Here is a 26136-nt window from a genome sequence, read left to right as displayed (position 1 = left end):
CCTCGGGAGCGGCGGAGGGAAGAACGGTCAAGGATTCAGTGGGTCGGTACGGGTACGGGCAGGCGGGGCGCCTGGGCCGCAAGGGCCGCGGCCATGGCGGTGTGCAGGCCATGGGAACCGCGGTAGGCAAAGACGTGGGCCGTCGGCAGGCCCACCAGCGCCAGATCTCCCAGCAGGTCCAGCAGCTTATGGCGCACCGGTTCGTCGGCGAAGCGCAGGGGTGGATTCACCCAGTGGTCCCCGTCACAGACCAGGGCATTGTCGAGGGCGCCGCCGCGGATCAGGCCCGCCGCCAGCAGCTGCTCCACCTGCTCCCGGAAGCCGAAGGTGCGGGCCGGCGCGATCTCGGACACGAAGCTCTCGGGGGTGAGATCGAGGGCATAGAGCTGGCGGCCGATGGCCGCCTGGGGAAACTCGATCGCCGCCGCCAGCCGCAGCCGGTCGTTGGGCAGGGCGGCCACGAAGCCCAGCCCCTGGCCGAGGGTGAGGGGCAGCGGGGGCAGCGGGGGCTCGATGCGCTCGCCCCGTTCGCTGAGGCCCGCCTCGGCGATCGCTTCCACCCAGGGCAGGCCGGAGCCGTCGAGCAGGGGGATCTCCTCCCCGTCCACCCACAGTTCCGCCTGGCTCACCCCGGTGCCGGCCAGGGCCGCCAGCAGATGCTCCACCGTCGCCAGGCGGCGATCGCCGAGCTGCAGGCAGGTGCAGAGGCGGGTGTCGCTGACCTGGGTGGGGCCGAGACGCTGCAGGGGGCGTTCCGGGGCATCCAGCCAGCCCAGCCAGTAGCCGGGCCGCTCCGAGGGGCCGAGGCGGACCCGGGAGATGGCGCCGCTGTGCAGCCCGACCCCGGAGCGCTCCACGCTGGAGCGCAGGGTCCAGGCCTGGCGATAGTCGCTGGGCCAGCTGGTCACTAGAACTTCCAGCCCACGCCGAGGTTGAAGCGCCACTCGCCGGTGAAGTCCTGGCTGGCCACCTCCAGGCGCAGCGGGCCGACGGGGGTGGTGACGATCAGGCCGGTGCCGATCGAGAAGCCGGAACCGGGCTTGTTGAGCAGGCCGCCGAGGTTGCCCGGCACCTTCGTCTGGCTGCCGAAGGTGGTGCCGCCGTCGATGAACAGCTCGCCGCTGACGATGCTGAACAGGGGGAAGCGGTATTCGATCGTGGCCTCGCCGAAGCTCCGGCCGACGCCGAGATCGCAGTCGAAGTAGCCCCGCACCGAGTTGCCGCCGCCCAGGCAGAAGGCTTCGTAGGGCGGCAGGTCGCCGATCACCGTGCCGGCGGACACCTGGAAGGCCAGGGCCTGCTTGCAGTCCTCCGTCTCGCCGGCCTTCGGCCGGCAGCCCTTGTAGAACTTCAGCCAGCGCACCGGGATGTAGTGGGTGAAGCTGCCCCGGATCCGGTTGAAGGTGGGGGAATCGGGGCCCACCGAGAAGAACTGCTCGGTGCCGATGCTGAGGAAGTTGCCCTGGGTGGGGTTGCGGGGATCGTTGAGGGTGCTCATCGTCGCCGCCAGCCGCAGGCCCACCAGCTGGTTGCGGGCGGCGCAGTTGTAGGCCAGGCAGATGAACGAACTGGTGGGGGCGGCCAGCAGCGAGGTGGCTTCGTTCGGGGTGGCCAGAGCGAAGCGGCGGGAGGTGCCGGAGAAGTCCATCGGCGTGGCCACCTGGCCGGTCAGCCCCAGCAGCACCGTCCAGGGCGCCCGCTTGAAGGGGTTGCCACCGTTGAGGGGACGCACGAACTGGACGTTGGCCCCGACGCGCTGGATCAGCACGCTGTTGCCGTCGAACTGGAACCAGCTGAGGTTCTGGCCGCTGGTCTCGGCGGCGATGCGGGCCGCCGTCACCGACGGGAAGACGTCGAGGAGGGGGTTGAACGGCGAGAAGATGTTGTAGGCGACCTGGGTGCCCGGGGCCTGATAGAAGTCGGAAACGGTGAAGAAGTTGCCGTTGTTCTGGCTCTGGAACACCTGGGGGGCGTCCCGGCTGACGAAGGCCTTGAAGCGGAAGGCGGTCCGGTACTTGTCCCCCTTGATCCAGGGGTCGCTGAAGGAGATGTCGGCCAGGCCGCCGAACTGGCCGTAGGTGAAGCTGGTGGAGAGGTCCCAGGCCCGGCCGAACAGGTTGCTGTCCTGCACCTGGATCTGGCCGAAGACGCCCTGGCTCTGGCTGTAGCCCAGACCGCCGGAGAGGGAGCCGGTCGACTGCTCGACGACCCCCAGCACGATCACCACCGAGCCGGGATCCTCCGGTTCAGGGCGCAGGGTCACCTTGACGTCGCTGAACAGGCCGGTGCCGTACAGGCGCTTGAGGTCGTCCTCCAGGTTGCGGCGGTTGAAGATCTCGCCGGTCTTGATGGAGATCTCCCGGGTGATCACCCACTCCTTCGTCTTGCCCTTGATCGGCTGGCCCTTGTCGTTGGTGGCCGATCCCTCCTTGTTGAGGAACTGGACCTCCACGCCCTTCACCGTGCCCTGGCGCACCAGCAGCTGCACGTCGCCGTCGGGTCCGATCCGGGAGGGGCCGGTGACGCGGGCCAGGGAGAAGCCCTGGTCGGCGTACCACTTCTGCAGCTCCTGCATGCGGCCCTGCAGGGTCACCAGGTTGAGGGTCTTGCCGTAATCGCTGGCGAAGGTGTCCTGCACCACCGTTTCCGGCACCTTGGCGTCGGCCGGATCCAGGCTCACCTTGGTGAGCACGGGGTTGGGCACCACCGAGACCACCAGCCGCACCCCCAGGGGGCCGTCCTGGGGCTGGATCCGCACGTCGGAGAACCAGCCCGTGGCATAGATGGCCTGCAGGTCCGTTTCCAGCTCGCTGCGGGTGATGGCGTTGCCAGGGGTCACCGCCATGGCGGCATAGGCCGCCAGCTCGAGACGCTCACGCTCGGGATGGTCGGCCAGGCCTTCGATCACCACCTCGCTGATCAGCACCCGGGGTTCGGTGGAGGCCGAAGGGGTGGGGGCCGGGCCCAGGGAGGGCTTGCCGGGCCGGTCGTCGCGGGCGGCGGGGGGGCTGGGCGTGGCGCCGGGGGTGGCGGCCGGTGCCGGGGCGGCCGCGGGGGCCGGTGTGGCTGCGGGGGCGGGCGTCACCGGGGTCGCCCCGGCCGGCGGGGTGCCGTCCGCCGGGCCGGCGAAGGGATCGGCGCCGGCCTGGGCCACGGGACCTGCGGGGGCCTGGCCCTTGCCGGGGGGACTTTCGGCGGCCCGGGCCTGGCCGCCGGCCAGGAGCAGGGCCACGAGCAGGGGCAGGGAGGCGGTCGCCGCCCGGGGCGTGACGCTTCGAAGGATGTGGGGCCTGCCGAGGCGAACGCCAATCATGGATGTCGTCTGCAGAGCGGCCAGGCCGCAAATTCCGCTGACCTTACCCGTAGACCCGCGCTTCGGGACAGACCCCTTGGACCCGTTTGAGGACCTCCCCGTAGGCCTCGACAACGCCGCCCAGGTCCTGGCGGAATCGGTCCTTGTCCAGGATCCGCTCCTGGGCATCGCTCACGGCCCGGTTCCAGAGCCGGCAGGTGTCGGGGCTGATCTCGTCCGCCACCACCAGTGCGCCGTCGGCGGTGAACCCCAGTTCGATCTTGAAATCCACCAGTTCGAGCTCCACCCGGGCGAAAAGTTCGCGCAGGGCGTCGTTGACCCGGAAGGCCAGTTCCCGGATCGCCCCCAGCTGGTCGGGCGTGAGCAGCTGCAGGCGCTCCAGCCGCGCTTCGCTGAGCAGCGGATCCCCCAGGGCGTCGTCCTTGTAGTACAGGTCGAGCAGGGGCGGATCCAGGGGGGTGCCTGCCAGGATCGGCATCTGGCGGCAGAGGGAACCGGCGGCCACGTTGCGCACCACCACCTCCACCGGCACCACCCGCACCGGCCGCACCATCATCCAGTGGTCCCCCTGCAGACCCAGGTAGTGGGTGGGCACCCCAAGCCGCTCGAGGTGCTCGAACAGCAGGGCGGAGATGCGGCAGTTCAGGGCCCCCTTGCCCAGGAGCTGGGCCTTCTTGAGGGCATTGAAGGCCGTGGCGTCGTCCTTGTACTCCACCGCCACCAGGTCGTCCTGGTCCGTGGCGTACACCCGCTTCGCCTTGCCTTCGTAGAGGAGGGGGCCGGTGGCAGGGGAGAGGGTCATGGGGCAGGGGAAGGGGTCGGGGCCGGAGTAGGGGTCGGGGCCGGGGTCGGAGTCGGGTCCGGCACCGCAAGGTCGGCGGCGTGGCCGCCCGGATCCCGGGGGGAGCGCAGCCGGATCTCCAGCTGGCGGGTGCGCGACGCCGCCGCCGGATCCTCGCGCCGCCAGCGCCATTCGCCGTAGGCGTCGTCGATGCGCCCGCTGAGCCGCAGGCGCCTGGCCACGGCCCGCTCGGAGGGCAGGGCGGCCTGGGTGTCCAGCAGCTCGGCCACCAGCCCCCAGGCCTTCGCCGCCGCCGCCTGCTCCAGGGCCGCCTCCAGCAGGGCCTCCCGCTGGGACGCCGGCAGCTCCGCCAGCAGACCCACCGCCTGCTGCAGCCGCAGAGCCCCGCCCAGGCCGCCCTGGCGGGCCCGGACCAGCAGTTCGCCGCCGACCCGGGCGAAGCCCCTCGATTCCAGGTGCAGGGCCAGCAGCTCCAGGGCCGAGCGGCTGATCACGGTGCCATCCTCCCGGCGCTGCAGCGGCAGGGCGATGCCATCGAGGGACGTGCCGCTCTCCTTCCGCAGCCGTTCCAGGGCCAGGGCCGCCCGACGGTGGTCCAGTCCGGCGGCGGCGGCACGCCACTGCAGTTGCAGCCACTGCACCCGCTCGGCTCCGGCAGCCGGGCCGTAGCGGTTGAGCACGTCCATGGCCTCGCTGGGCGCCCGGCAGCTGAGCAACACGTCGGCGTTGGCCAGCACGACCTCCAGGGGCTGGGGTGCCGGATGCAGCGTCAGCAGCCGCTGCTGCAGCTGCCGAAGCCGCTCGAGCTGATCGGCCTCGGCGCTCTGCCGGCAGGCCACGTCGATCTGCTCCAGATCCCCGTCGCGGAGCAGGTCGGCGAACTCCTTGTCGGTGAGGAGGGGCGGCCGCTCCTCGACGGCCTCCCCCGTGGGTTCCGCCGGCCCGCTGGGGCTGGCTTCAGTGGCGGTGGTCGCCGCTCCCGCTGGGGCGGGTTTTGTCACCGCCGCCTCCGGCCCAGGGGCCGCGGCACGGGCTGCCGCCGGCCCGATCCCCGGGAGCAGACCCATCAACGCCAGGGCTCCGAGGCCGCCGAGAACGGACCAGCCGCGGCCCAGCCGGGGCGCCGGCGGGACGGGGGTCGGCCCGGATCCGCTGGGCGGCACGGCAGTCGAGGCGGCGGTCGGGGAGAATGGCAAAGGGGAGTGGCAGCAAGGCTGGTGAGGGCGACCGGTGCAGCACCCGTGCCGGCGCACAACCTAGGGGAGCTCTCCACCCCGATCCACCCCCGTTCTGCTTCCCCTCCGCCCCATGGCCCCGTTGACCGCTTCCGACGCTTCCCTCCCGTCCCCGGTGCCGGCCCGGATCCTGGTGGTGGGCGGCGGTGGCCGCGAGAACGCCCTGGGCTGGGCCCTGGCGCGCTGCCCGGGGGTGGAGCAGGTGCTGGTGGCGCCCGGCAACGGCGGCACCGCCGCCCTGGCGGGCTGCGGCCAGCTGGCCATCGCCGAAACCGACCATGGCGCCCTGGCGGCGGCCTGCCATGCGCACGCCATCGACCTGGTGGTGGTGGGACCGGAGGCGCCCCTGGCGGCCGGCCTGGCGGACCGGCTGCGGGCGGAGGGGCTGGCGGTCTTCGGTCCCGGGGCCGACGGGGCCCTGCTGGAGGCCAGCAAGCGCTGGGCCAAGGACCTGATGCAGGAGGCGGGCGTGCCCACGGCGGGCTACTGGGCGGCGACGGATCGCCAGCAGGCCCTGGAGGCCCTCGAACGCCATGGCCGCCCCCTGGTGGTGAAGGCCGATGGCCTGGCCGCCGGCAAGGGCGTGACGGTGGCCGACAGCCTCGAGCAGTGCCGCGACGCCATCGAGGAGGTGTTCGCGGGCCGCTTCCAGAGCGCTGCCCCCGGGGAAGCCGCCGCCGCCCCCTCCCTGGTGCTGGAGGAGCGCCTGCACGGCCCGGAGGTGTCGGTGTTCGCCCTCACCGATGGTCGCTCCATGGTGCTGCTGCCTCCGGCCCAGGACCACAAGCGCATCGGCGAGGGGGACACGGGCCCCAACACCGGCGGCATGGGGGCCTACGCCCCGGCCCGGCTGCTGGACGCGGCGGGACTGGAGCAGGTGCGCCAGCTGGTGCTGGAGCCGATCCTGGCGGCCCTGCGGGCCCGGGGCATCGACTACCGCGGCGTGATTTTCGCCGGCCTGATGCTCACCGAGGCCGGCCTGCGGGTGATCGAGTTCAACTGCCGCTTCGGCGATCCGGAGTGCGAGACCCTGATGCCCCTGCTCGGCCCGGAACTGGCCCGGGTGCTCCTGGCCTGCGCCACCGGCCGCCTGGAGGAGGCCCCCCCGCTGACGATCGCGCCGCGCTGCAGCGCCTGCGTGATCGCGGCCGCCGAGGGCTATCCCGGCGAGGTGCGTCGCGGCGATGCGATCCACGGCGATCTGGGGGACGCCCCCGATCGGCAGCTCTTCCATGCCGGCAGCCGCCGCACCGAGGCGGGCCCCGTGGTCACGGCGGGCGGCCGGGTGCTGGCGGTGGTGGCCCAGGCCGACGACTTCGACACGGCCTTCGAGCGGGCCTATGACGGCCTGGAACGGGTGGGTTTCGAGGGCATGGTCTACCGCCGCGACATCGGCCACCAGGTGCGGTCGCAACGCCCGGCCCTGCCATGACCCGCTCCGTTTCCGGTCCCACCCTGGGCGGCAGCGAGGACGCCGGAGCCTTCAGCCTCTGGCGGGCGCGGCTGCAGCGCTGGTGGGCGGAGTTCAGCCTCCAGACCAAGCTGCTGGCGGTCGCCACCCTCGTGGTGAGCCTGCTGATGACGGGCATCACCTTCCTGGCCCTCAACGGCATCCAGCGCGATGCCCGCATGAGCGACACCCGCTTCGCCCGGGATCTCGGGCTGCTGCTGTCGGCCAACGTCACCCCCCTGGTGGCGGAGGGCAACGACCGGGAACTGGCCTCGGTGGCCGAACGCTTCTGGCAGTCCAGCCGCAGCCTTCGCTACATCTTCTTCGCCGATTCCGACGGGGTGATCTACCTCGGCATCCCGATGGGCGGCAGCACCGGCATGGGCGAGCGCGTGCTCAGCCGGCGCCTGGAGCTGCCGGCCGACATCCAGCGCCGCCCCGACAACCCCCTGATCCGCCAGCACCTCACCCCTGACGGCCAGGTCACCGACGTGTTCGTGCCGATGGTGAGCGACGGCCGCTACCTGGGGGTGGTGGCCCTGGGCATCAACCCCAACGAGACGCTCCTGGCCAGCGCCGCCCTCACCCGGGAGGTGACGGTGGCGGTGTTCATCTCGATCTGGGTGCTGGTGATCCTGGGCTCGGTGTTCAACGCCCTCACCATCACCCAGCCGGTGAAGGAGCTGCTGCGGGGGGTGCGATCGATCGCCGGGGGCAACTTCGAGACCCGCATCGCCCTGCCGGTGGGGGGAGAGCTCGGTGAACTGCTCAACGGCTTCAACACCATGGCCTCCCAGCTGGAGGTCTACAAGGCGGCCAACATCGAGGAGCTCACCGCCGCCCAGGTGAAGCAGCAGTCGCTGATCGCCACCATGGCCGATGGGGCCGTGCTGCTCGATGCCGAGGGGCGGATCGTGCTGGCCAACCCCACCGCCCGCCGCCTGTTCCGCTGGGAGGGCCGCAACCTGGAGGGCAGCGAGCTGGCCGCCGAACTGCCGGACCGGCTGGCGATGGAACTGCACGATCCCCTGGAGAGCCTGATCATCAGCGAGCGGGACACCACCGAGGTGCGCTGCAGCTTCGGGGATCCCCCCCGCACCCTGCGCATCGTGCTCCAGTCGGTGCGGGATGCCAGCGGCGAGAGCCTCAAGGGCATCGCCATGACGATCCAGGACCTCACCCGGGAGGTGGAGCTGAATGCGGCCCAGAGCCGCTTCATCAGCAACGTGTCCCACGAGCTGCGCACCCCCCTGTGCAACATCAAGAGCTACGTGGAGACGCTCCATGACATGGGCGACCTGCTCAGCGCCGAGGAGCAGAAGGAGTTCCTGAGCATCGCCAACGCCGAGACCGACCGCCTCTCGCGTCTGGTCACCGACGTGCTCGACCTGTCACGGCTGGAGTCCGACCGGGTCTGGCAGCTGGAGCCCATGGACCTGGCCCCGGCGATCGAGCAGACCCTGCGCACCTACCGGCTCAACGCCGAGGAGAAGGGGGTGATGCTGCTGTTCGCCGGCGATCAGCACCTGCCCCGGGTGCGGGGCAACTGGGATCTGCTGCTGCAGGTGTTCGACAACCTGGTGGGCAACGCCCTCAAGTTCACCCGCAGCGGCGGCCAGCTGCTGCTGCGCGCCTACCCCTGGCCCGACCACTGCCCGCTGGATCCCGACGGCGAAGCCGAGCACCATCCCTCCTGCACCCTCACCTCGCGCCTGCCGCGGCTGCGGGTCGAGATCGCCGACACCGGCTGCGGCATCTCCGAGGCCGACCAGGCGCGGATCTTCGAGCGCTTCTTCCGGGTCGAGAACGCCGTGCACACCGAAGCCGGCACCGGGCTGGGGCTCTCGATCGTGCGGGGCATCCTCGAGAAGCACGGCAGCCAGGCCCGGATGGCCAGCGAGCCCGGGGTGGGCACCACCTTCTGGTTCGACCTGCCCCTGGAGGAGGCCGACGGTGATGAACTGCGGGTCCAGGCGGAGCGCTCCGCCTCCCTGGCGGAGATCGAAGCGGAGCGAAGGATCCCCGCCTAGTTCGGGATGGTCTTGACCACGCGGGCGCCCCTGGAGCCCCCGATCGGCTTCAGCTCTCGCCGTCGACGCTGCGCATGATCCGGCCCAGGTCGGCACGTTCGTCGGTGGTGATCCGATGGGGAACGCCGCTGATGATGCGCTCGAAATTGGCGAAGGAATCCTTGATCTCCGGCCCGTTGCCGGTGATCACGAATTCCCGGATGCCCTTGTCGTGCCAGGAGCCGCGCATCTTGAACACGTTCAGGGCCCGGGCCATTTCACCGCGGATCTCCACATACTGCAGCAGCAGAATGGTGTCGGTGATGGTGGAGATGTGGGAGTCGGTGATCGAATGGCTTCCCATGAACTCCTCGGAGGTGTTGGTGAAGAAGCCAGCGATTTCCTCCTGTTTGGCATAGCCCGTCACCCCGATCACGAACTGCCGGAAGGCGTTGTGGCTGACACCCCGAGCCAGGGCGGAGAGGGAATCGATCGCCATCCGGGACGGCTTGAACTGGCTGATCTCCGTCTTGATGATCTGCAGGTGATCCTCAAGGCCGGTGGATTCCGGATAGGCGCAGATGATCTTGAGCAGGCCGTCCTGCTCCATCTGCTCGAAATCGATGCCCCAGCTGGTGGCGTTGCGCAGCAGCTGGGAGCGGGATTCCTCGTAGGCGAACAGGATCGCCCGCTCCTTGCTGCGGCAGGCGTCCTCCACGAACTTGCTGACCAGCAGGGTCTTGCCGGTGCCGGTGGCGCCGGTCGCCAGGATGATGGAGTCCTTGAAGAAGCCCCCGCCGCACATCTCATCGAGACGGGGAACGCCGGAGCTGAGGCGCACGTTGGAGGACCGCTGGGTGAGGCGCATCGCCCCCAGAGGGAACACGCTGATCCCGTGGGCGCCCATGGTGAAGGGGAACTCCCCCTTCATGTGGGTGGTGCCCCGGAGCTTGAGCACTTCCACCGTGCGCCGCCGCCGTTCGCCCTCCAGCACGTTGCGCAGGATCACGACGTTGTCGGAGACGAACTCCTCGACGCCGTAGCGGGCGATGGCGCCGTATTCATCGACCCGTTCGGTGGTCATCACCGTGGTGACGCCGATCTCCTTGAGCCGGGCGATCAGCCGGAAGATCTCCCGGCGTACCACGGAGATGGCGTCGTACTGCTGGAAGACGGCGGTGATGGAGTCAATCGCCACCCGCTTGGCTTTGTATTTGCGAATCGCGTAGTGGATCCGCTCAATCAGCCCGGAGAGGTCGAAGCTGCCCGACACCTCCTGGCCATCGGGGTCCGGGGAGGCATCGAGGACAAACAACTTGTTCTGTTCGACCATTTCCTGCAGGTTCCAGCCGAAGCTGGAGGCATTGCGCAGGATGTCGAGGGGCGACTCCTCGAAGGTGACGAAAATGCCGTGTTCGTTGAACTGCCGGATGCCGTTGCAGAGAAAGTTCAGGGAAAAGACCGTCTTGCCGGTTCCCGAAGTTCCGCTGATCAGAGTCGATCGGCCGATCGGCAGGCCGCCATGGCAGATGTCATCGAAACCTTCGATCCCCGTGGGAAGTTTCTGCATCTGCATTCGATTGGCAGCGGCGTCGTGGTCGTTGGGATCCTGCATCGAAGAGATGGAAGCGCGAGGGGTCTGAAGGGGAACGGGGTTGACGCTGGGATGGCCTGGTCCGGAAGGCGGCGGCAGACGTTGATCAGGGCTCAGGAGGTTTCCGGGGGAGAGGGAACATCGTCGGCTTCCAGATCATCGATGTCGAGCTTGAAATCCTCGGTGAGCTCTTCGTAAAGGAGATCGAGGCCGATCAGCACCCGGTCACGGTCGGAGAGATCGCCGATGATTCGCCGCACCGGTGGGGGCAGGATCTTCGCCAGGGTGGGGGTGGCCAGGATCTTGTCCTCCTCCGCCAGCTGGGGATTCTTGAGCACATCGATCACCTTCAGGGCGTAGACGCCGCGGAACTCGGACTCGAGGATGTCGCGCAGCGTCTTGAGGGCCCGCATCGAGTTGGGGGTGTTGCCCGCCACGTAGAGCTTGAGGATGTAGGTCTTGCGGAAGGTCATGGCTGGGACTCAGGCGGAGGGGCTGGTGGATTCGGCCACGACGGCGGGCACGATGGGCAGGTCGGGCGGGATGGAGCGTCGATACATTTCGCAGAGGTGAGCCATGACATCCAGGAGGGCCAGCCGGTAGTCCTGGAGAAAATCGTTCTTCTGTCCTTTGAGCATCAGCATCTTTCGAAACTCCTCGATCAGATTCACGTGGATCTCGACCATCTTGGTGATCGGCAGATCGGCGAAGAAGGCCGTGTTCACGAAGCTTTCGATCGCCTGGTTGGCGGCGGCGGGGTTCTTGAAGTAGCTGATCAGCAGGTCCCGGTAGGTGCGCCGCAGGGAGTCCAGCAGCTCGTTGCGTTCCTCGGCTTCCAGGTTGCGCAGGAAGCGGGAGGGATCCCGCTTGTAGTAGACGCCCAGGTAACCGAGCCGTCCGTTGAGCCGGTTCGGCAGTTTCCAGCCGTCGGGGGTGGCCGCCTTGGCTTCGCTGCCGGCGGGCAGCGTGTTGCTGCGCAGGAAACGGGAGACGGCCGCATCCAGGCTGTAGCTGAGCTGCTCCAGCTGGTCGGGCGGGAGGCGGACCTCCGCATCGTGGAACTTCACTTCGCCGTCCACCGGGCCGATCAGCACGGCCGGCAGCTCCAGGCCCTGGTCGTGGAGGCTGCCGAAGAAGGTCCCGTCGACGGCGCCCTCCTCCAGCAGGATCCCGTCGAAGTCCTCGCGGCGCTGCTCCAGCTGCTCCAGGGGCCCGGCGGCGAGATCCACCGGCACCAGCTGGTAGCGACCGCCCCTGAGCCACTGGCCGCAGGCTTCGGCCAGGGCCGGGGTCTGGATGAGAGAGAGGATGTTGAGAACCGGTTGGGGCATCGACCGCTGCGGCGGGGAGCTCCCCTGACCGGGCTGATTCTTGACGGAAGGGAGGCCCAGACGGGAGGATCTTAGTTCTGTCTTTCGATTCCGTGCGTCCAGGCCCAATGGTGGCTTCCTGCCGCCAGCCTGGCCACGCCCCCTGAGCGATGACCCAAGCCCCCCATAAGGAGACCCTGAGTGCACCTGCCACCGGTGCCCAGGGCGATGCCACCGGCGCCTACGCCATCGTCGAGGCCTCCGGCCAGCAGTTCTGGCTTCAGCCCGATCGTTATGTCGATCTCGACCGCCTCAATGCCGAGGTCGACAGCACCGTGACCCTGGAGAACGTGCTCCTGGTGAAGGACGCCTCCGGCACCACCCTGGGCCAGCCCTACGTGACGGGCGCCACGGTGGAGCTCAAGGTGCTGGCCCATCGCCGCGGCCAGAAGATCATCGTTTACAAGATGCGCCCCAAGAAGAAGACCCGCCGCAAGAACGGCCACCGCCAGGAGCTCACCCGGGTGATGGTCCAGTCGATCAAGGTGGGCGGCAAGGCGATCGCCTGATCGGGCCCCCAGCCTCTTCTCCAGTTCCCCCCGTTCTCCCTTCTCTGCTCTCCCATGGCCCACAAGAAAGGCACAGGCTCCACCCGCAACGGCCGCGACTCCAACTCCAAGCGTCTCGGCGTCAAGCGTTACGGCGGTGAAACCGTCAGCGCCGGCTCGATCCTGATCCGCCAGCGCGGCACCTCCGTGATCCCGGGCGTCAACGTGGGCCGCGGCTCCGACGACACCCTGTTCGCCCTGGTGGATGGCGTCGTCAGCTTCGAATCCATCAAGCGTGGCCTGCGCAACCGCAAGCGCATCAACATCGCCGTCGCCGCCTAGGCCCCCGGCAGGGGGGCGTCCGCCAGCTCGGTGCCGTCCCCCGGCACTTCCAGATAGCGCCTGAGCCAGCCCACCAGCAGGTAGAAGGGCAGGGTGTCGGCCAGGGCCGCCACCAGCTTGAACACGTAGCCGCTGGCGATGAACACGCCCAGCTGGGGCAGCACCGGCTCCTCCGGCCGGATCGGCAGCACATGGGCGGCGTAGTGGCTGATCAGCACCACCGCCGACGTGTCGACGACCTGGCTGATCAGGGTGGAGCCGTTGTTGCGCAGCCACAGGGCCTTGCCGTTGCTGAAGCGCTTCCAGAAATGGAACAGGCGCACGTCCGTGAACTGGGCGGCCATGTAGGCGGCCATGGAGGCCCCCACGGCGCCGAAGGCCAGCCGGCGCACCTCGAAGAACACCGGCACCCCGTCGGCGTGGGTGTCGGCCGGCAGGCCCGCCACCCCACCGAATCCGTCCAGGCCCGGCAGGATGCCACCGAGCCACAGCACCAGGACGATCCAGCCGTTGAGCATCAGACCCACCCACACCACCTGGGAGGCGCGCCGTTCGCCCCAGATCTCGCTGATCAGGTCCGTGCACAGGAAGGTGACGGGGTACGGCAGGGCCCCCACCGCCACGATGATCGGGAAGGACCCGATGCTGCCCAGGTGGAGGAACCGGGTCAGCCCCAGGATGTTGAGCATGCCCATGGTCCCCAGGAAGATGCCGGCCAGCACCAGAAAGGTGACCTCGCGCCGGTCCTGCAGCGTCATCGGCGCCTGAGCATGGGAGAAGGTCCCTCCAGGCTGCCGCCATCGCCTCCGTCGCGCCACGGCTGCGGGTTTCTGGTGCTCGACAAACCCGCCGGCCTGACCTCCCACGACGGCGTCGCCAGGGTGCGGCGGGCCTACGGCCTGCGGCGGGTGGGCCACGGCGGCACCCTGGATCCAGCCGTCACCGGGGTGCTGCCGATCGCCCTCGGCCCGGCCACCCGGTTGTTGCCCTACCTGCCCGGCGACAAGACCTACCGCGGCACCGTCCAGCTGGGCGTGCGCACCGGCACCGACGACCTCGAGGGCGAGGTGCTGGAGCGCTCGGCCGTTCCGCCCCTCGATCCCGAGGCCCTCGAGCTGGCCCTGGCCCGGTTCCGGGGCGAAATCCTCCAGGTCCCCCCCCAGGTCTCGGCTGTGCATGTGGATGGCCAGCGGGCCTACGCCCGGGTCCGGGCGGGGGAGCAGCTGGCGCTGGCGGCGCGGCCGGTGCAGATCCATGGCCTCGACCTGCTGGGCTGGGACGCCGAGCGCGGCCGCCTGGAGCTGGAGGTGCGCTGTTCCGCCGGCACCTACGTGCGTGCCCTGGCGCGGGATCTGGGGGAAGCTCTCGGCTGCGGCGGCGCCCTGGCCAGCCTGCGCCGCATCGCCGCCCTCGGCTTCGGGCTGCACCAGGCCGTTTCCATGGAGCGTCTGGCGAGCGGCCCCCTCCCGCCGCTGCTGGATCCCCTCGACGTGCTGGTGGATCTGCCGCGCCAACGCCTCGATCCGGCCCAGCTGTCCCCGTGGCGCTGCGGCCGGTCCCTGCCCCGTACGGTGGAGCAGTTGCCAGAGGGGGCGGTTGCCGTGCTCACCCCGGATGGCAACCTGGCCGGCATCGCCCGTGCCGATGGCAAGGGCCTGCTCCTGCCCCGGCTGGTGTTCGACGCCGCCGGTTGAACCCCCTGCGACATCGCGATGGCCGGCCACAGCAAATGGGCCCAGATCAAGCGCACCAAGGCGGTGGTGGACGCCCGGCGCGGAGCGCTGTTCACCCGTCTGGGGCGGGAGATCACCGTGGCGGCCCGCGGTGGTGCTGATCCGGCCGGCAACTTCCAGCTCCGCACCGCGATCGAGAAGGCCAAGGTGGCGGGGCTCCCCAACGCCAACATCGACCGGGCCGTGGCCAAGGGCAGCGGCCAGGGGGGTGGCGGGGCCGACCTGTTCGAGGCGGTGCGCTACGAGGGTTACGGCCCGGGGGGCGTGGCCGTGCTGGTCGAGGCCCTGACCGACAACCGCAACCGCACCGCGGCCGACCTGCGGCTGGCCTTCGGCAAGCACGGCGGCAACCTCGGTGAGACCGGCTGTGTCAGCTATCTGTTCGAGCAGCGGTCCGTGGTGCGGCTGGCCCTGCCCGGCGCCGACGAGGAGCGCCTGCTGGAGGACCTGCTGGCCCTGGAGGAGCGGGGTGGCCCGGCGGCGGCGGGCTACGAGATCGATGCCGAGGGCGTCGATGTGTTCGGCGCCTATGCCGACCTCGAAGCCCTCCAGGATGGGCTCAGGGACCTGGGGCTGCCCCTGGCCGGCTGGGAGCATCGCTGGATTTCCTCCCTGCCCTGCCGCCTCGAGGACGCCACTGTGCTGGCCGCCTGCCTGCGCATGCTGGATGTGCTCGAAGATCTCGATGACGTGCGCAGCGTCACCAGCAATCTCGAGGCGGATGAGGCCCTGATGGAGGCCGCCCTGCCCGGCTGAGGCCACCTCCCCGCCCTCTGCCGCGCCCTCCGCCGCGCCAGAGGTTCAGCCCATGGCCTCGGCGTCGGCGATCACCGTGAGGGCAGGGTGGTGCTGCAGCCAGCTGGCGGGCAGCTCCGGCGTGGGGGGCTCCCCCAAGGCACGGCGCAGGATCGTCGCCTTGGCCCCGCCGGTCACCACAAGGAGCACCCGGCGGGCCGCGAGGATCTCGGCCATCCCCAGGGTGATGGCCCGCCGGGGGACGGCGCCTGGGTCGCCCCCGAAGGCGCCGGCGTTCTGGCGACGGGTGTGGTCGCTGAGGGCCAGGCAGCGGCAGGCCACGGCCGCCCCCGCGGGGGGTTCGTTGAAGCCCACGTGGCCGTTGAGGCCCAGGCCCAGCAGCTGGAGGCCGATGCCGCCGGCGGCCGCCACGGCGGCGCCGTAGCGCCGCGCTTCGCCATCGGGATCGCAGGCCCGCCCATCGGGGAGCCATACCTTCCCGGGGTCCAGGCCGAGGGGCTCCACCAGCTGGCGGGCCATGGTGGCGGCGAAGGAGGCGGGATCCTGGGGCCCCAGCCCCACGTACTCGTCCAGGTTGAAGCTGCACCAGCCCTGACGCACCTGCGCCGCCAGGGCTGGCTCCAGGCGCCCCAGCCGTCGCGCCAGGGCGGCATAGACGGGCTCCATGGTGCGTCCGGTGGCCAGACCCAGGGGCCGGCCCGGCCGCAGCCGATCAGCCAGCAGCAGGGCCGCCACCCGCTCCGCCACCGCCGCCGCATCGGCCAGAACGATCGGGGTGATGGAGGCTGCGACCGGGGCGCTGGGGGCGTGGCGGCTCAACGGGTGCTTCAAAGGGCGGAGTAGGGCTGGATCCTGGCCCCCTGGTAGTAGTGCTGGAGGATCTGCCGGTAGTCCTCGCCGCGCAGGGCCAGGGCGTAGGCGCCCCACTGGCTCATGCCCACCCCGTGGCCGTAGCCCCGGCCGCTCACCAGCAGGGTCGGCGCCGCCGGCGGGCGGGGGGTCCGCCAGGGGGCCTGCACGAGGCCGGAGGCCAGGGAGCGGATCCCCTCGGGGGTGAAGACCCCCTGCAGGGACGGCAGCGGCGGCGGGAAGGGGGCGGCCCGGGGCGCCTCGAAGTCGAAGCGGGCCAGGGTGCTGCGCAGGCCCAGCCGCTGGCGCAGCTCGGCGCCGGAGAGCAGCAGCGAGCCACCGGGACCCGTCACCCGGGCCTGGCGGATGCGGCCGGAGCTGGTGGTGGAGAGCACCTCGATGCGGAAGGCTCCGTCGATCTCCCGGAAGGCCCGGGCCAGCTTGTCGGGCTCGACGCGCAGCTGCCAGACATGCACCGGGCTGGCCTGGTCGTAATCGGGCACGCTCACCAGGTAAGGCAGTTGCTGGCGCCAGATGTCGCCGCTGTTCTCCGTGAGGCCGCCACTGCTGCTGTGGAACACCGCGTTGATCAGGGCGGAGCCGTGCATCAGCACCTGGGAGCGGGTGCTGCGCACCGCTTCGCGGGTGGAGTCGGTTTCGGCCTCCACCCCCTTGTAGACCTGGCTGGAGACGGTGGCCTTGAGGTCGAAGGGCTCCGCCGGCCGGCGCTGGCGCAGGGCGTAGGTGCGGGCCGCCACCGCCTGGGCCCGCAGGGCCGCCAGCGGCCAGCTGGCCGGCATCTCGCTGCCCACCACGCTGGGCAGGTAGCTCTCGACATCGATCAGGTTGATCGCCTGCAGCCGATCGCCCTCGCTGCGCACCAGCAGCCGGCCGCGGTAGCGGCGCTGCTGCAGGGTCAACACGGCCTCGCTGCCCGCACCCCGTCCTGGGGCGGGATCGATCCAGGCCTGGCCCGACGGCAGCGCCACCCGGCGGGGCGGCCCGGTCGGTCCCTCCAGCCTGGCCTCCAGGGCCGGGCCGCTGCCCACCAGCTGCAGCCGCGCCCCCGGGGCCAGCTCCGCCAGGGTGCGCCCCGTGGCGTCGCCGAGGCGCAGCACGGTGCTGCCGGCCTCCAGTTCCAGGGTGGGGGCCTCCCGCAGCAGCACCCGCACCACGGGAGCCGGCGCCCTCGCCTCCGTGGGGACCGGCGCCGCGACGGCGGCGGGAAGCAGGGCCAGCGAGAGGCCGGCGCGCCATCCGAAACGGAGGAGGGTCACGAGGGTGCGCGAGCGACAACGGCTCATTCTGAACGGGTCATCCTGTCCACGCCATGGCGCCAGCCAGCACACCGGCCGGCGCCGTGGCAGCATGCGCTCTGAGGCAGCCAGGGTGTGCAGGTCACCTTCCTGGGAACCAGCTCCGGCGTTCCCACCCGCGCCCGCAACGTCTCCGCCGTGGCCCTGCGGTTGCCGCAGCGGGCCGAGCTGTGGCTGTTCGACTGCGGCGAGGGAACCCAGCACCAGTTCCTGCGCAGCGACCTGCGGGTGTCCCAGCTGCGCCGGATCTTCGTCACCCACATGCACGGTGACCACGTCTTCGGTCTGCCGGGGCTGCTGGCCAGCCTGGGGCTGGCGGGCAGCTGCGCCGGCATCGACCTCTACGGACCGGATCCCCTGCGGGACTACCTGGAGGGCGTGATGCGCACCTCCTCGACCCGCATCGGCTATCCCCTGCGCACCCACCGGGTGAAGGAGGCCGCTGCCCGCGGCACCCTGGTGCTCGACGACGACGACATCACGGTGCGCTGCACGGCCCTCACCCACCGGGTGCCGGCCTACGCCTACCGGGTGGATCAGAAGCCCCGGGCCGGCCGCTTCGACGTGGAGCGGGCCAGGGCCCTGGGCATTCCCCCCGGGCCGGTCTACGCCGAGCTCAAGGCCGGTCGAAGCGTCACCCTCGACGACGGCCGGGTGATCCGGGGCGAGGCCCTGTGCGGGCCGCCGCGGCCCGGCTGCAGCGTCGTCTACTGCACCGACACCGTCTTCAGCGAAGCGGCGGTGGCCCTGGCCCGTGGCGCCGACCTGCTGATCCACGAATCCACCTTTTCCCATGGCGAGGCGGAGCTGGCCATCGCCCGCCAGCACTCCACCAGCACGATGGCCGCCCAGACCGCCCTGGAGGCGGGGGTGAAGCAGCTGGTGCTCACCCACCTGAGCCCCCGCTACGTGGCGGGGAATCCCATGACCCCCGACGACCTGGTGGCCGAAGCCCGGGCCATCTTCCCCGAGACGGTGGTGGCGAAGGACTTCCTCAGCCTCTCGGTGGGGACGGCGGGCTGAGCCTGCAACAGTTCGCGTGATTCCGTTCCGGGGGACCCGTCGCCCGTGATACAAGGTCTCAGTTGCGGTCCGACCGCCATTCCGCCGGCTTCTCCCATGGCCCCCCTCCTTCGCTCAGCCGCCCCGCTGTCAGCCGCCCGTCGCACCGCCCGCCTCAGCACCGCTCCCCTTCGCAGCGCCCTCCGTGCCGTGGTCCGGACGCTGCTGATCCTTCCCCTGGCCCTGCTGGTCTGTTTCGCGGGCCCTGCGGCCGCGGCCCAGTGGAGCGCCGAGGATCTCACCGTGCCGGTCTCCCCTGACGGCACCCTGGTGACCTTCAGCGAGAAGGAGGTCAAGACCGGCCGCAAGCTCTTCAACGAAAGCTGTGGCACCTGCCATGCCGGTGGCATCACCAAGACCAACCAGAACGTGGGTCTGGACCCCGAGACCCTGGCCCTGGCCACCCCGGCCCGGGATTCGGTCGACGCCCTGGTCGACTACATGAAGGACCCCACCTCCTACGACGGGGAGTACAGCATCGCGGACGTGCACCCCAGCCTGCGCAGCAGCGACGTGTTCGTGAAGATGCGCGATCTGGACGACGAGGACCTGCGCCTGATCGCCGGTTACATCCTGGTGGCCCCCAAGGTCCAGGGCATCCAGTGGGGCGGCGGCAAGATCTACTTCTGATCACCGCGCCCACCTCCGCCGGCCGGCCCTGCGTCGGCCGGTTTTTTTGTGCCTGGACGCCTGCGCCTCAGGGGGCAGGGGTAGGCAGCGGCAGCGGTGGTGGCGGGGCCAGGTTGCCGGCCTCCAGCGACCCCGGCAGCTTGCTGTACCACCACTCCTGCAGCCCTGGGGCCAGGCGCTGGGGGAACAGGGTGATCACGGTGCGGGTGGGGCGGGCCCCCGGCTGCAGCAGCTCCACGGCGTAGGAGGGGCAGCGGCGGGCGGCCAGGTCGGGCACGAAGCGGCGGCCGACGCGGCGCCAGCTGGGCTCCTTGCTGCGCCAGGCCAGCCGGCAGCAGGGCCAGGGGAGCTCCTCCCGATCGAACAGCCGGCAGCAGGGCCCCAGGACCCGGTAGCTGTACTGGCCGCCGGGGCTGGGATGCTCGCTGCCGGAGGCCAGCACGGTGTCCACCTGAAGTGCCATGAAAAAGCCACCCCTGAGGGTGGCGGAGAAGAACGCGGGGTTCAAGTGGGCGATCCAACCGGACCGCCCGGCGAGGAGCTCAGTAGAGCTCTTCTTCGGTGTGGGTCTTGATGGTGCAGTCGGAGGTGGGGTAGGCGACGCAGGTGAGGACGAAGCCGGCCTCGATCTGGTCGTCGTCGAGGAAGCTCTGGTCCGACTGGTCGACGGTGCCGGCGGTGAGCTTGCCGGCGCAGGTGGAGCAGGCGCCGGCGCGGCAGGAGTAGGGCAGGTCAATGCCCTGCTCTTCGGCGGCGTCGAGGATGTACTGGTCGTCGGGAACCTCGATGGTCTTGTTCAGCCCCTCGCTCTCATTGACGAGGGTGACCTTGTAGGAAGCCATGGAAGAGATTGGAGCTCACAGACACCCGGCAGCCAGGGCCTGTAGGACCCGCCCTTCCTACATCCGACAGGGGGCATTCCCGGCGATCTTGGGCTCGCAGGCCGGGAAGCCCAATCAAAGCCAGGACACAGATCAGCGTGCCTTATGCAACATCCGATGCCGAACGGATCCGCAGCAGGCCCCAGCGGTCCTGCTCGACCCGCCCTTCCACCCGCCAGCCCGCTGCCGCCAGATCCCGCTCCAGGCCTGGAGCCTGATCCACCAGCAGGCCGCTGAGCAGGCCCACACCGCCGGGGCTCAGCAGCTGCCCGAACCAGGGAATCAGGGCCTCGATCACCGGCGCCAGGATGTTGCACAGCAGCAGATCCGCCGGACGTCCCTCCAGCAGCGCCACCAGGGCCTCGGCCGAGCCCGTGGTGACCGTGAGGCCACGGGCGCCGTCCAGGCCGTTCAGGGCGGCGTTCTCCCGGGTGGCCCGCTCGGCCAGGGGGTCGGTGTCGGCGGCGGCCACGCTGGCCGCCCCCAGCCGCAGGGCGGCCAGGCCCAGGATGCCGCTGCCGCAGCCCAGATCGGCCACCCGCAGCCCCTCCAGGCCCTCACCCAGGCCCGCCTGTTCCCGCTCCCCGGCGAGGGCCTCCAGGGCCTCCAGGCAGAGGCGGGTGGTGGGGTGGCTGCCGGTGCCGAAGGCGCTGCCCGGATCGATGCGGATCACCAGCCGCCCGGCCTGCTCGGGCGGCACCTCCAGCCAGGCCGGCAGCACCAGCAGCCTCTCCCCCACCGGATCGGGCCGCCAGTGGCTCTTCCAGCTCAGGCTCCAGTCCTCATCGGCCTGCCGCTGCCAGTGAATCTGTGGCAGCGCCAGGTCGAAGGGCTCCCCCAGCGGGGCCAGGGCCCGCTCCAGCTCCTGGCGCTGGTCGGCGGGCCAGTCGCTCTCCGGCAGCCAGGCCAGCAGCTGCCGCTGCTCCGGCGCCTCGGGGGGGTGCTGGAGCGCCACCCGCGCCACCCCCAGGAGCGGCAGCTTCCAGAGCAGGGACTCCTCCAGTTCGGCCGGGGCGGCCATCTCCAGCCGCCACCAGACCAGGCCCATCAGAGGGTGACCGGGTGGGCGGCCTGGATGCCGTTGATGCTGTGGATCACCGCCAGCAGGCTGGGGGGGATCGGGTCGTCGAGGCTCAGCACCATCACCGCGTCGCCGCGCACGATGCGGCGGCCCACCTGCATCGAGGCGATGTTGACGTTGTGCTCGCCCAGCAGGGAGCCCAGCTGGCCGATGATGCCGGGCATGTCCCGGTGGCGGGTGAAGAGCATGTGACGGCTGGGGGTCACGTTCACCGGGAATTCGTCGATGGTGGTGATGCGCAGTTCCCCGTCGGTGAACACCGCGCCGGTGACGCTGTGGTTGCCCCGGGGGCTGCGGGAGCTGAGCTGCAGCGAACCGCCGGCGAAGTCGCGGCTGGCGTCGTCCTTCACCTCGAGGACGTGGATGCCGCGCTCCTTGGCCTCCAGGGTGGCGTTGACGTAGTTGATGCTGTCGCCGAGGGCGGCCGAGAGGATGCCCTTGAGGGCGGCCACCACCAGGGGCTGGGCCGGGTGGGAGGCGAATTCGCCCTGCAGCCGCACCTCCAGCTCGCTGATCTGGCCGCCGGCCAGCTGGCTGAGCAGCAGGCCCAGGGTTTCCGCCAGCTGCAGATGGGGCTTGAGCAGCTCCATCACCTCGGGGGTCAGGCCGGGGATGTTGACGGCGCTGCGGGCCGGCAGACCGAGGAGCACGTCCCGGATCTGCTCGGCCACGTCGATGGCCACGTTCTCCTGGGCTTCCTCCGTGGACGCGCCCAGGTGCGGGGTGAGGATCAGCCGCTCCTTGACCAGGCGCAGCGGGGAATCGGCCGCCAGCGGCTCCTTGGCGTAGACGTCGAGGGCCGCACCGGCGATGACGCGGTTCTCGACCGCATCGGCCAGGGCCTGCTCGTCGATGATGCCGCCGCGGGCGCAGTTCACCAGGCGGGCGGTGGGCTTCATCGTGGCCAGCAGCGCCGCGTTGACCAGGTTCTCGGTGTCCGGCGTGCGGGGCAGGTGCAGGCTGACGTAGTCGGCTTCGGCGAACAGCTGGGGCAGGGGCAGCAGCCGCACCTGCAGCAGCTGGGCCCGCTCGGCGGAGATGAACGGGTCGTAGGCGGCCACGTCCATGCCCAGGGCCCGGGCGACACGGGCCACGTGGGAGCCGATCTTGCCGAGGCCCACCACGCCGAGGGTCTTCTTGTAGAGCTCGTTGCCGACGTAGGTCTTGCGGTCCCAGCCGCCGGCCATGGTGCTGGCGTGGGCGTGGGGCACGTGCCGCGACAGGGAGAGCATCAGCGCCAAGGCGTGCTCGGCGGCGGCGATCGTGTTGCCCTCCGGCGAATTGACGACGATCACGCCGCGGCGGGTGGCGGCGGGCACATCGACGTTGTCGACGCCCACGCCGGCCCGGCCGATGATGCGCAGGTGGCTCGCGGCCTCGATCACCTCAGCGGTCACCTGGGTGCCGGAGCGGATCATCAGCCCCTCGTACTCACCGATGCACGCCACCAGCTGCTCCGGGCTCAGCCCCGTGCGCACGTCCACCTGGGCGACCTGGGAGAGGATGTCGATCCCCGCCTGGTCGATGGGATCGGAGACCAGAACCTTCGTCATGTCCGGCAGCGGTGGGGAGGGCGGGGGGTGCGCCCCCAGGGGGGCAGGCCGGAGGTGCAGTGTAGAGAGCGGTGCGGAGACGAGCCCATGTCCCTGAGTGTGGTGGTCGTGCTGGACGACCGGGAACGCCTGTATGCCCTGCGGGATCGCTTGCAGGCACTTCAGCCGGCCCCGACCCGGGTGCTGGCGATCGGCAGCGGTGAGGCGACCATGTCGGACGTGGAGCGGCTGGATCCGGCCACGGCCCGACGGCGGCGCCAGCAATCGATGGTGCGCTGGCTGCTGCCCTTCGGGTTCCTGGCCGGGCTCACCTTCACCCAGATCACCGATCTGCACACGTTCAGCTTCGCCGGGGCCTACGGGGAGCCCCTGATCGGCGGCCTGCTGGGCATGGGCTCCGGCTGGATGGGCAGTTTTGCCGCCGCCGCCAGCGTCAGCTCGGAGGAGGACGACCGCATCCGCATCCTGCGCAACCGGCTCGACGAGGGCTGCTGGCTATTGCTGCTGGAGGCCCCCGTCGGCCGCGAGATCCCCTGGACCACCATCCAGCTGGCGCGACCGACGGCGGTGGTGCGACTGGACGACACCTGAGGCGCGGGGCCCATGCTTCCACGACGGGACCTGCTGGAGGGGAGTCGGCACCCGGAGGAGCTCGGGGCCCTGTTCAGCCTGGCGGAGACGGCCCTGCGCACCTGGGAGCCCCAGGTCAGCGGCTTTCTCGAGGCGGCGGTGCGGGAGGAGGCCGAGGACCGGCTCGGTGCCCTCAGCGAGCTGAGCCTCGCCAGTGACGGCGGCCACCCCGGTGCCGAGCGCCGCTGCCTGCTGCTGGCACGGTCGGGACAGGAGCCGACGGCCCCCGCCCTGCTGGGGTTGGAGATCAGCGGCAACTTCCTCTTCGATCCCGCCGCCGTGGCCGACATGGCCGCGGGACTGGCCGCTTCCGGCGCCGGGGCCGCGGAGCTGGGTGACCTGTGGCTGCGGGGCGATCGGGGCGGCCAGGCGATCGTCAGCGAGGCCCTGGCCCGGCGGCTGGACGGGACCGAGGGCCTGGTGCGCACGGTGCCGGTGCGGTTCGAGGCCCGGCCCATCGAGGCGCTGCAGCTGCCGGCCCGCCGGCTGCCCCGCCAGCTCACCACGGTGGAGGCCTCCCTGCGGCTGGATGCCCTGGCGTCGGCCGGCTTCGGGCTGTCCCGCAATCGCATGGCCACCCTGATCCGGCAGGGGGCCGTCCGCCTCGACTGGAAGGTGGTCAGCAGTCCCAGCCAGCCCCTGGCGGTGGGGGCGCGGGTCCAGCTGGAGGGGCGGGGAGAGCTGGAGGTGCTGGCCATCGAAGCCACCAAGCGGGAGCGTTTCCGGATCCGGCTGGAGCGCCATTGAGGGCCCGGCGGCGCAAGTTGACAGGAGGGAAGGCCGGCGAGTAGGAAAAGTCCTGGTTGGAGACGGATCCGACGGATCGACTGTGAAAGGTCAACTTTCGGTGATGCTTTCTTTTCCCCGAGAACCATCCATCTCGAGGGCCAGCCATTTCAACGGCAATCCAGCTCGGCCCTCATCGGGCTACCCATGATTGTTGTCTGAAATGGAGCCGCTTCGGTTTTTCCGAACTCGGGCGATTAGCTCAGAGGTAGAGCACTACCTTGACACGGTAGGAGTCACTGGTTCGATTCCAGTATCGCCCATTGATTGAATTAAAATCTTCCGATTCGATCCCGATTCGGTTCAGCGATCCCTTCGCTGCTACCCTCGGCCGATCCTGAGTATGAGTCTGCCAGCGTGAGTCCCGCCGAGGCCGTTGCACCTCTTTCCTGCGCGGTGGTGGTGGGTCTGGGCCGGTCCGGTCTGGGGGCGGCCCGCCTGCTGCAGGCCCGCGGCGAGACGGTGGTGGTCATCGAGAGCGGTGACACGCCGGAGCACCGGGCCCTGGCGGCCCAGCTGGAGTGCGAGGCCATCGCGGTGCGGCTGGGGGTGCCCCTGAGCCTCGAGGCGTTCCGGGAGCTGCCACTGCCGCCGTCGGTGGTGGTGGTCAGCCCGGGCATCCCCTGGAACCACCCGGTGCTGGAGGCGCTGCGCTCCCGGGGAGTGCAGGTGCAGGGGGAGATCGTGCCCGCCTGGCAGGCCAGCCGCGACGTGCCCTGGATCGCCATCACCGGCACCAACGGCAAGACCACCGTCACCTGCCTGGTGCACCACCTGCTGCAGCAGGCCGGCCGGGATGCGCCCCTCTGCGGCAACGTCGGCATCTCCGCCGCTGAGGTGGTGTTGCAGCGGCGTCTCGAGCAGGGGCCCCGCCCGGACTGGCTGGTGGTGGAACTGAGCAGTTACCAGATCGAGGCCGCCCCCGCCGTCGCACCGGCGATCGGCGTCTGGACCACCCTCACCCCCGACCACCTGGAGCGCCACGGCACCCTGGAGGCCTACCGGGCCATCAAACGGAGCCTGCTGGAGAACTCCCGCGTCCGCATCCTCAACGCCGACGACCCCGACCTGCGCCAGCACGCCGACAGCTGGGACCAGGCCGACTGGATCACCGCCGGCCCCAGGGAGGCCCTGCCGCCGGGCCTCGATCCGGTGCTCTGGATCGACGGCGACGACCAGGTGCGGGGCCGCCAGGGCCCCCTGTTCCCGGCCTCCGCCCTGGCCATGCCCGGGGCCCACAACCGTCAGAACCTGCTGCTGGCCGTGGCGGTGGGGCTCCATGCCGGGCTGGAGCCGGCGGTGATGGAGGCGGCCTGCCGTTCCTTCCCCGGTGTCCCCCACCGGCTTGAGCGCCTCCGCAGCCTCAACGGCGTGACCTGGTTCAACGACAGCAAGGCCACCAACTACGACGCGGCCGAGGTGGCCCTGCGGGCCCTGGAGGGTCCCCTGGTGGTGCTGGCCGGCGGCCAGTCGAAGCAGGGGGAGGCCTCGGCCTGGCTGGAGCAGCTCCGGCAGCGGGCCGCGGCGGTGGTGCTCTATGGCGCGGCGCGGCAGGAGTTCGCCGGCCTGCTGGAGTCCAGCGGCTACGGCGGCGTGGTCAAGCAGGAGGAGGGCCTGGAGGGAGCGGTGGCCCTCGCCGCGACGCTGGCCCCCTCTCTCGGCTGCCGGGGGGTGCTGCTCTCCCCGGCCTGTGCCAGCTTCGACCAGTACACCAGTTTCGAGGCCCGCGGCGACCACTTCCGCGGCCTGGTGCTGGCCCTCGACACCGACAGCTGAGGCGGACGCACCATGGCCTGGTGGTTGATGAAGAGCGAGCCGGACGTCTACGGCATCCACCACCTGCAGGCGGAGGGCACCACCCTCTGGGACGGCATCCGCAACTACCAGGCCCGCAACTTCATGCGTGCCATGCAGATCGGCGACCGGGCGTTCTTCTACCACTCCAATGCCAGCCCCCCGGGCATCGTCGGCCTGATGGAGGTGACCGAGACGGGGCTGGTGGATCCCAGCCAGTTCGACGCCGCCTCGAAGTACTTCGATCCGGCCTCCAAGCCGGAGGCCCCGCGCTGGGACTGCGTGCGCCTCGCCTATCGCGCCACCTTTCCGGCGATGCTGAGCCTGGAGGCCCTGCGGGAACAGTTCAGCGTCGAAGACCTGGCGGTGGTGCGCCGGGGCAATCGCCTCTCGATCCTGCCGGTGAGCGACGCCAGCGCCGCCCGGCTGTTCCGCCTGCTGGGGGTGGAGCCGGACGCCTGA

The 26136-nt window shown here is 70.7% G+C and carries 26 protein-coding genes and 1 tRNA gene; 13 read left to right on the top strand and 14 right to left on the bottom strand.

What is annotated here, in order from left to right; genetic code table 11:
- Nucleotides 1–35 precede the first annotated feature (35 nt).
- Genes lpxC through H6G99_RS06995 form a run of 4 tightly spaced genes read right to left on the bottom strand, consistent with a single transcriptional unit; the run spans nucleotide 36 to nucleotide 5278 of the window.
- Entirely contained in the window at nucleotides 36–908 is an 873-nt protein-coding gene (gene lpxC / locus H6G99_RS07010; RefSeq protein WP_190610710.1) for a UDP-3-O-acyl-N-acetylglucosamine deacetylase, read from the bottom strand.
- Nucleotides 908–3313: a BamA/TamA family outer membrane protein gene (locus tag H6G99_RS07005; RefSeq protein ID WP_190610709.1), complete on the bottom strand. Its 2406-nt coding sequence runs from the start codon at nucleotides 3311–3313 to the stop codon at nucleotides 908–910. The genes lpxC and H6G99_RS07005 overlap by 1 nt, the downstream gene beginning before the upstream one ends.
- 43 nt (nucleotides 3314–3356) lie before the next feature.
- Nucleotides 3357–4115, bottom strand: a complete 759-nt coding sequence (gene purC, locus H6G99_RS07000; RefSeq protein WP_190610708.1) for a phosphoribosylaminoimidazolesuccinocarboxamide synthase — start codon at nucleotides 4113–4115, stop codon at nucleotides 3357–3359.
- Nucleotides 4112–5278 carry a hypothetical protein gene (locus tag H6G99_RS06995; protein ID WP_190610853.1) on the bottom strand — a complete coding sequence of 389 codons (1167 nt, stop codon included), beginning with the start codon at nucleotides 5276–5278 and terminating at the stop codon, nucleotides 4112–4114. The genes purC and H6G99_RS06995 overlap by 4 nt, the downstream gene beginning before the upstream one ends.
- Before the next feature lie 145 nt (nucleotides 5279–5423).
- On the opposite strand from H6G99_RS06995, the gene purD reads away from it, so the two are divergent.
- The gene (gene purD / locus H6G99_RS06990; protein ID WP_190610706.1) at nucleotides 5424–6782 is read left to right on the top strand and encodes a phosphoribosylamine--glycine ligase; all 1359 of its coding nucleotides are present in this window, start codon (nucleotides 5424–5426) and stop codon (nucleotides 6780–6782) included.
- Complete coding sequence (locus H6G99_RS06985) at nucleotides 6779–8830, top strand: HAMP domain-containing sensor histidine kinase (RefSeq protein WP_094585599.1); 2052 nt, start codon at nucleotides 6779–6781, stop codon at nucleotides 8828–8830. Before purD ends, H6G99_RS06985 begins: the two co-directional genes overlap by 4 nt.
- A gap of 49 nt (nucleotides 8831–8879) precedes the next feature.
- Here H6G99_RS06985 and kaiC read toward each other — a convergent pair whose 3' ends face one another.
- From kaiC to H6G99_RS06970, 3 genes are all read right to left on the bottom strand, one after another.
- A complete protein-coding gene (gene kaiC, locus H6G99_RS06980) occupies nucleotides 8880–10424 on the bottom strand; it encodes a circadian clock protein KaiC (protein ID WP_094585600.1) in 1545 nt (514 codons plus the stop codon).
- A gap of 92 nt (nucleotides 10425–10516) precedes the next feature.
- Nucleotides 10517–10876 carry a circadian clock protein KaiB gene (gene kaiB / locus H6G99_RS06975; RefSeq protein WP_094585601.1) on the bottom strand — a complete coding sequence of 120 codons (360 nt, stop codon included), beginning with the start codon at nucleotides 10874–10876 and terminating at the stop codon, nucleotides 10517–10519.
- A gap of 9 nt (nucleotides 10877–10885) precedes the next feature.
- Nucleotides 10886–11734: a circadian clock protein KaiA gene (locus H6G99_RS06970; protein ID WP_190610705.1), complete on the bottom strand. Its 849-nt coding sequence runs from the start codon at nucleotides 11732–11734 to the stop codon at nucleotides 10886–10888.
- A gap of 149 nt (nucleotides 11735–11883) precedes the next feature.
- On the opposite strand from H6G99_RS06970, the gene rplU reads away from it, so the two are divergent.
- Nucleotides 11884–12282, top strand: a complete 399-nt coding sequence (rplU, locus tag H6G99_RS06965) for a 50S ribosomal protein L21 (RefSeq protein ID WP_190610703.1) — start codon at nucleotides 11884–11886, stop codon at nucleotides 12280–12282.
- Nucleotides 12283–12336: 54 nt separating this feature from the next.
- Nucleotides 12337–12603, top strand: a complete 267-nt coding sequence (gene rpmA, locus H6G99_RS06960) for a 50S ribosomal protein L27 (RefSeq protein ID WP_094585604.1) — start codon at nucleotides 12337–12339, stop codon at nucleotides 12601–12603.
- Here rpmA and H6G99_RS06955 read toward each other — a convergent pair.
- On the bottom strand, nucleotides 12600–13361 hold the full coding sequence (locus tag H6G99_RS06955; protein ID WP_190610702.1) for a queuosine precursor transporter: 762 nt from the start codon (nucleotides 13359–13361) through the stop codon (nucleotides 12600–12602). The genes rpmA and H6G99_RS06955 overlap by 4 nt on opposite strands.
- Before the next feature lie 12 nt (nucleotides 13362–13373).
- Between H6G99_RS06955 and truB the strand changes: the two genes are divergently transcribed.
- Entirely contained in the window at nucleotides 13374–14297 is a 924-nt protein-coding gene (gene truB, locus H6G99_RS06950; protein ID WP_190610700.1) for a tRNA pseudouridine(55) synthase TruB, read from the top strand.
- An 18-nt stretch (nucleotides 14298–14315) separates the two neighbouring features.
- Nucleotides 14316–15092 carry a YebC/PmpR family DNA-binding transcriptional regulator gene (locus H6G99_RS06945; RefSeq protein WP_190610699.1) on the top strand — a complete coding sequence of 259 codons (777 nt, stop codon included), beginning with the start codon at nucleotides 14316–14318 and terminating at the stop codon, nucleotides 15090–15092.
- A gap of 45 nt (nucleotides 15093–15137) precedes the next feature.
- Here the strand turns inward: H6G99_RS06945 and H6G99_RS06940 are convergent, their stop codons facing one another.
- A complete protein-coding gene (locus H6G99_RS06940) occupies nucleotides 15138–15911 on the bottom strand; it encodes a glucosamine-6-phosphate deaminase (RefSeq protein ID WP_190610697.1) in 774 nt (257 codons plus the stop codon).
- Between the two features lie 8 nt (nucleotides 15912–15919).
- The gene (locus H6G99_RS06935) at nucleotides 15920–17218 is read right to left on the bottom strand and encodes a SpoIID/LytB domain-containing protein (RefSeq protein ID WP_502707673.1); all 1299 of its coding nucleotides are present in this window, start codon (nucleotides 17216–17218) and stop codon (nucleotides 15920–15922) included.
- Between the two features lie 114 nt (nucleotides 17219–17332).
- Here H6G99_RS06935 and rnz point away from each other — a divergent pair, with 114 nt between their 5' ends.
- Entirely contained in the window at nucleotides 17333–18280 is a 948-nt protein-coding gene (gene rnz / locus H6G99_RS06930; RefSeq protein ID WP_190610695.1) for a ribonuclease Z, read from the top strand.
- Nucleotides 18281–18376: 96 nt separating this feature from the next.
- Nucleotides 18377–18949, top strand: a complete 573-nt coding sequence (gene psbV / locus H6G99_RS06925; protein ID WP_286191042.1) for a photosystem II cytochrome c-550 — start codon at nucleotides 18377–18379, stop codon at nucleotides 18947–18949.
- A 67-nt stretch (nucleotides 18950–19016) separates the two neighbouring features.
- Here the strand turns inward: psbV and H6G99_RS06920 are convergent, their stop codons facing one another.
- From H6G99_RS06920 to serA, 4 genes are all read right to left on the bottom strand, one after another.
- The gene (locus H6G99_RS06920) at nucleotides 19017–19412 is read right to left on the bottom strand and encodes a DUF8632 family protein (RefSeq protein WP_190610832.1); all 396 of its coding nucleotides are present in this window, start codon (nucleotides 19410–19412) and stop codon (nucleotides 19017–19019) included.
- Between the two features lie 79 nt (nucleotides 19413–19491).
- Nucleotides 19492–19791, bottom strand: a complete 300-nt coding sequence (locus H6G99_RS06915; protein ID WP_094585612.1) for a ferredoxin — start codon at nucleotides 19789–19791, stop codon at nucleotides 19492–19494.
- Between the two features lie 142 nt (nucleotides 19792–19933).
- Nucleotides 19934–20878 carry a 50S ribosomal protein L11 methyltransferase gene (gene prmA / locus H6G99_RS06910; RefSeq protein WP_190610693.1) on the bottom strand — a complete coding sequence of 315 codons (945 nt, stop codon included), beginning with the start codon at nucleotides 20876–20878 and terminating at the stop codon, nucleotides 19934–19936.
- Entirely contained in the window at nucleotides 20878–22464 is a 1587-nt protein-coding gene (serA, locus tag H6G99_RS06905) for a phosphoglycerate dehydrogenase (protein WP_094585614.1), read from the bottom strand. The genes prmA and serA overlap by 1 nt, the downstream gene beginning before the upstream one ends.
- Before the next feature lie 87 nt (nucleotides 22465–22551).
- Between serA and H6G99_RS06900 the strand changes: the two genes are divergently transcribed.
- From H6G99_RS06900 to H6G99_RS06880, 5 genes are all read left to right on the top strand, one after another.
- Nucleotides 22552–23055 carry a hypothetical protein gene (locus tag H6G99_RS06900; RefSeq protein ID WP_094585615.1) on the top strand — a complete coding sequence of 168 codons (504 nt, stop codon included), beginning with the start codon at nucleotides 22552–22554 and terminating at the stop codon, nucleotides 23053–23055.
- 12 nt (nucleotides 23056–23067) lie between these two features.
- The gene (locus H6G99_RS06895; RefSeq protein WP_190610692.1) at nucleotides 23068–23841 is read left to right on the top strand and encodes a photosystem II electron transport protein, Sll1252 family; all 774 of its coding nucleotides are present in this window, start codon (nucleotides 23068–23070) and stop codon (nucleotides 23839–23841) included.
- 230 nt (nucleotides 23842–24071) lie between these two features.
- Nucleotides 24072–24143 (top strand) — tRNA-Val (locus H6G99_RS06890).
- A gap of 94 nt (nucleotides 24144–24237) precedes the next feature.
- The gene (gene murD, locus H6G99_RS06885; protein WP_190610691.1) at nucleotides 24238–25656 is read left to right on the top strand and encodes a UDP-N-acetylmuramoyl-L-alanine--D-glutamate ligase; all 1419 of its coding nucleotides are present in this window, start codon (nucleotides 24238–24240) and stop codon (nucleotides 25654–25656) included.
- 12 nt (nucleotides 25657–25668) lie between these two features.
- Nucleotides 25669–26136 (top strand): EVE domain-containing protein, encoded by a 468-nt coding sequence (locus H6G99_RS06880; RefSeq protein ID WP_190610689.1) that lies wholly within the window; start codon nucleotides 25669–25671, stop codon nucleotides 26134–26136.

The sequence above is a fragment of the Synechococcus sp. FACHB-909 genome (assembly GCF_014698945.1).
In the GTDB taxonomy this organism is placed as follows: Bacteria; Cyanobacteriota; Cyanobacteriia; order PCC-6307; family Cyanobiaceae; genus Cyanobium.
Note: the sequence above shows the minus strand (reverse complement) of the source record. Positions and strands in the feature narration are given on the sequence as shown.

What these genes read in the sequence shown, in the direction of transcription:
- serA (WP_094585614.1), bottom strand. Translation starts at nt 22,464, where the DNA reads ATGACGAAGGTTCTGGTCTCCGATCCCATCGACCAGGCGGGGATCGAC.
- H6G99_RS06895 (WP_190610692.1), top strand. Translation starts at nt 23,068, where the DNA reads ATGCTTCCACGACGGGACCTGCTGGAGGGGAGTCGGCACCCGGAGGAG.
- psbV (WP_286191042.1), top strand. Translation starts at nt 18,377, where the DNA reads ATGGCCCCCCTCCTTCGCTCAGCCGCCCCGCTGTCAGCCGCCCGTCGC.
- H6G99_RS06985 (WP_094585599.1), top strand. Translation starts at nt 6,779, where the DNA reads ATGACCCGCTCCGTTTCCGGTCCCACCCTGGGCGGCAGCGAGGACGCC.
- prmA (WP_190610693.1), bottom strand. Translation starts at nt 20,878, where the DNA reads ATGGGCCTGGTCTGGTGGCGGCTGGAGATGGCCGCCCCGGCCGAACTG.
- rplU (WP_190610703.1), top strand. Translation starts at nt 11,884, where the DNA reads ATGACCCAAGCCCCCCATAAGGAGACCCTGAGTGCACCTGCCACCGGT.
- kaiB (WP_094585601.1), bottom strand. Translation starts at nt 10,876, where the DNA reads ATGACCTTCCGCAAGACCTACATCCTCAAGCTCTACGTGGCGGGCAAC.
- truB (WP_190610700.1), top strand. Translation starts at nt 13,374, where the DNA reads ATGGGAGAAGGTCCCTCCAGGCTGCCGCCATCGCCTCCGTCGCGCCAC.
- H6G99_RS06945 (WP_190610699.1), top strand. Translation starts at nt 14,316, where the DNA reads ATGGCCGGCCACAGCAAATGGGCCCAGATCAAGCGCACCAAGGCGGTG.
- kaiC (WP_094585600.1), bottom strand. Translation starts at nt 10,424, where the DNA reads ATGCAGGATCCCAACGACCACGACGCCGCTGCCAATCGAATGCAGATG.
- H6G99_RS06970 (WP_190610705.1), bottom strand. Translation starts at nt 11,734, where the DNA reads ATGCCCCAACCGGTTCTCAACATCCTCTCTCTCATCCAGACCCCGGCC.
- H6G99_RS06955 (WP_190610702.1), bottom strand. Translation starts at nt 13,361, where the DNA reads ATGACGCTGCAGGACCGGCGCGAGGTCACCTTTCTGGTGCTGGCCGGC.
- H6G99_RS06880 (WP_190610689.1), top strand. Translation starts at nt 25,669, where the DNA reads ATGGCCTGGTGGTTGATGAAGAGCGAGCCGGACGTCTACGGCATCCAC.
- H6G99_RS06900 (WP_094585615.1), top strand. Translation starts at nt 22,552, where the DNA reads ATGTCCCTGAGTGTGGTGGTCGTGCTGGACGACCGGGAACGCCTGTAT.
- purC (WP_190610708.1), bottom strand. Translation starts at nt 4,115, where the DNA reads ATGACCCTCTCCCCTGCCACCGGCCCCCTCCTCTACGAAGGCAAGGCG.
- H6G99_RS07005 (WP_190610709.1), bottom strand. Translation starts at nt 3,313, where the DNA reads ATGATTGGCGTTCGCCTCGGCAGGCCCCACATCCTTCGAAGCGTCACG.
- H6G99_RS06915 (WP_094585612.1), bottom strand. Translation starts at nt 19,791, where the DNA reads ATGGCTTCCTACAAGGTCACCCTCGTCAATGAGAGCGAGGGGCTGAAC.
- rpmA (WP_094585604.1), top strand. Translation starts at nt 12,337, where the DNA reads ATGGCCCACAAGAAAGGCACAGGCTCCACCCGCAACGGCCGCGACTCC.
- H6G99_RS06920 (WP_190610832.1), bottom strand. Translation starts at nt 19,412, where the DNA reads ATGGCACTTCAGGTGGACACCGTGCTGGCCTCCGGCAGCGAGCATCCC.
- purD (WP_190610706.1), top strand. Translation starts at nt 5,424, where the DNA reads ATGGCCCCGTTGACCGCTTCCGACGCTTCCCTCCCGTCCCCGGTGCCG.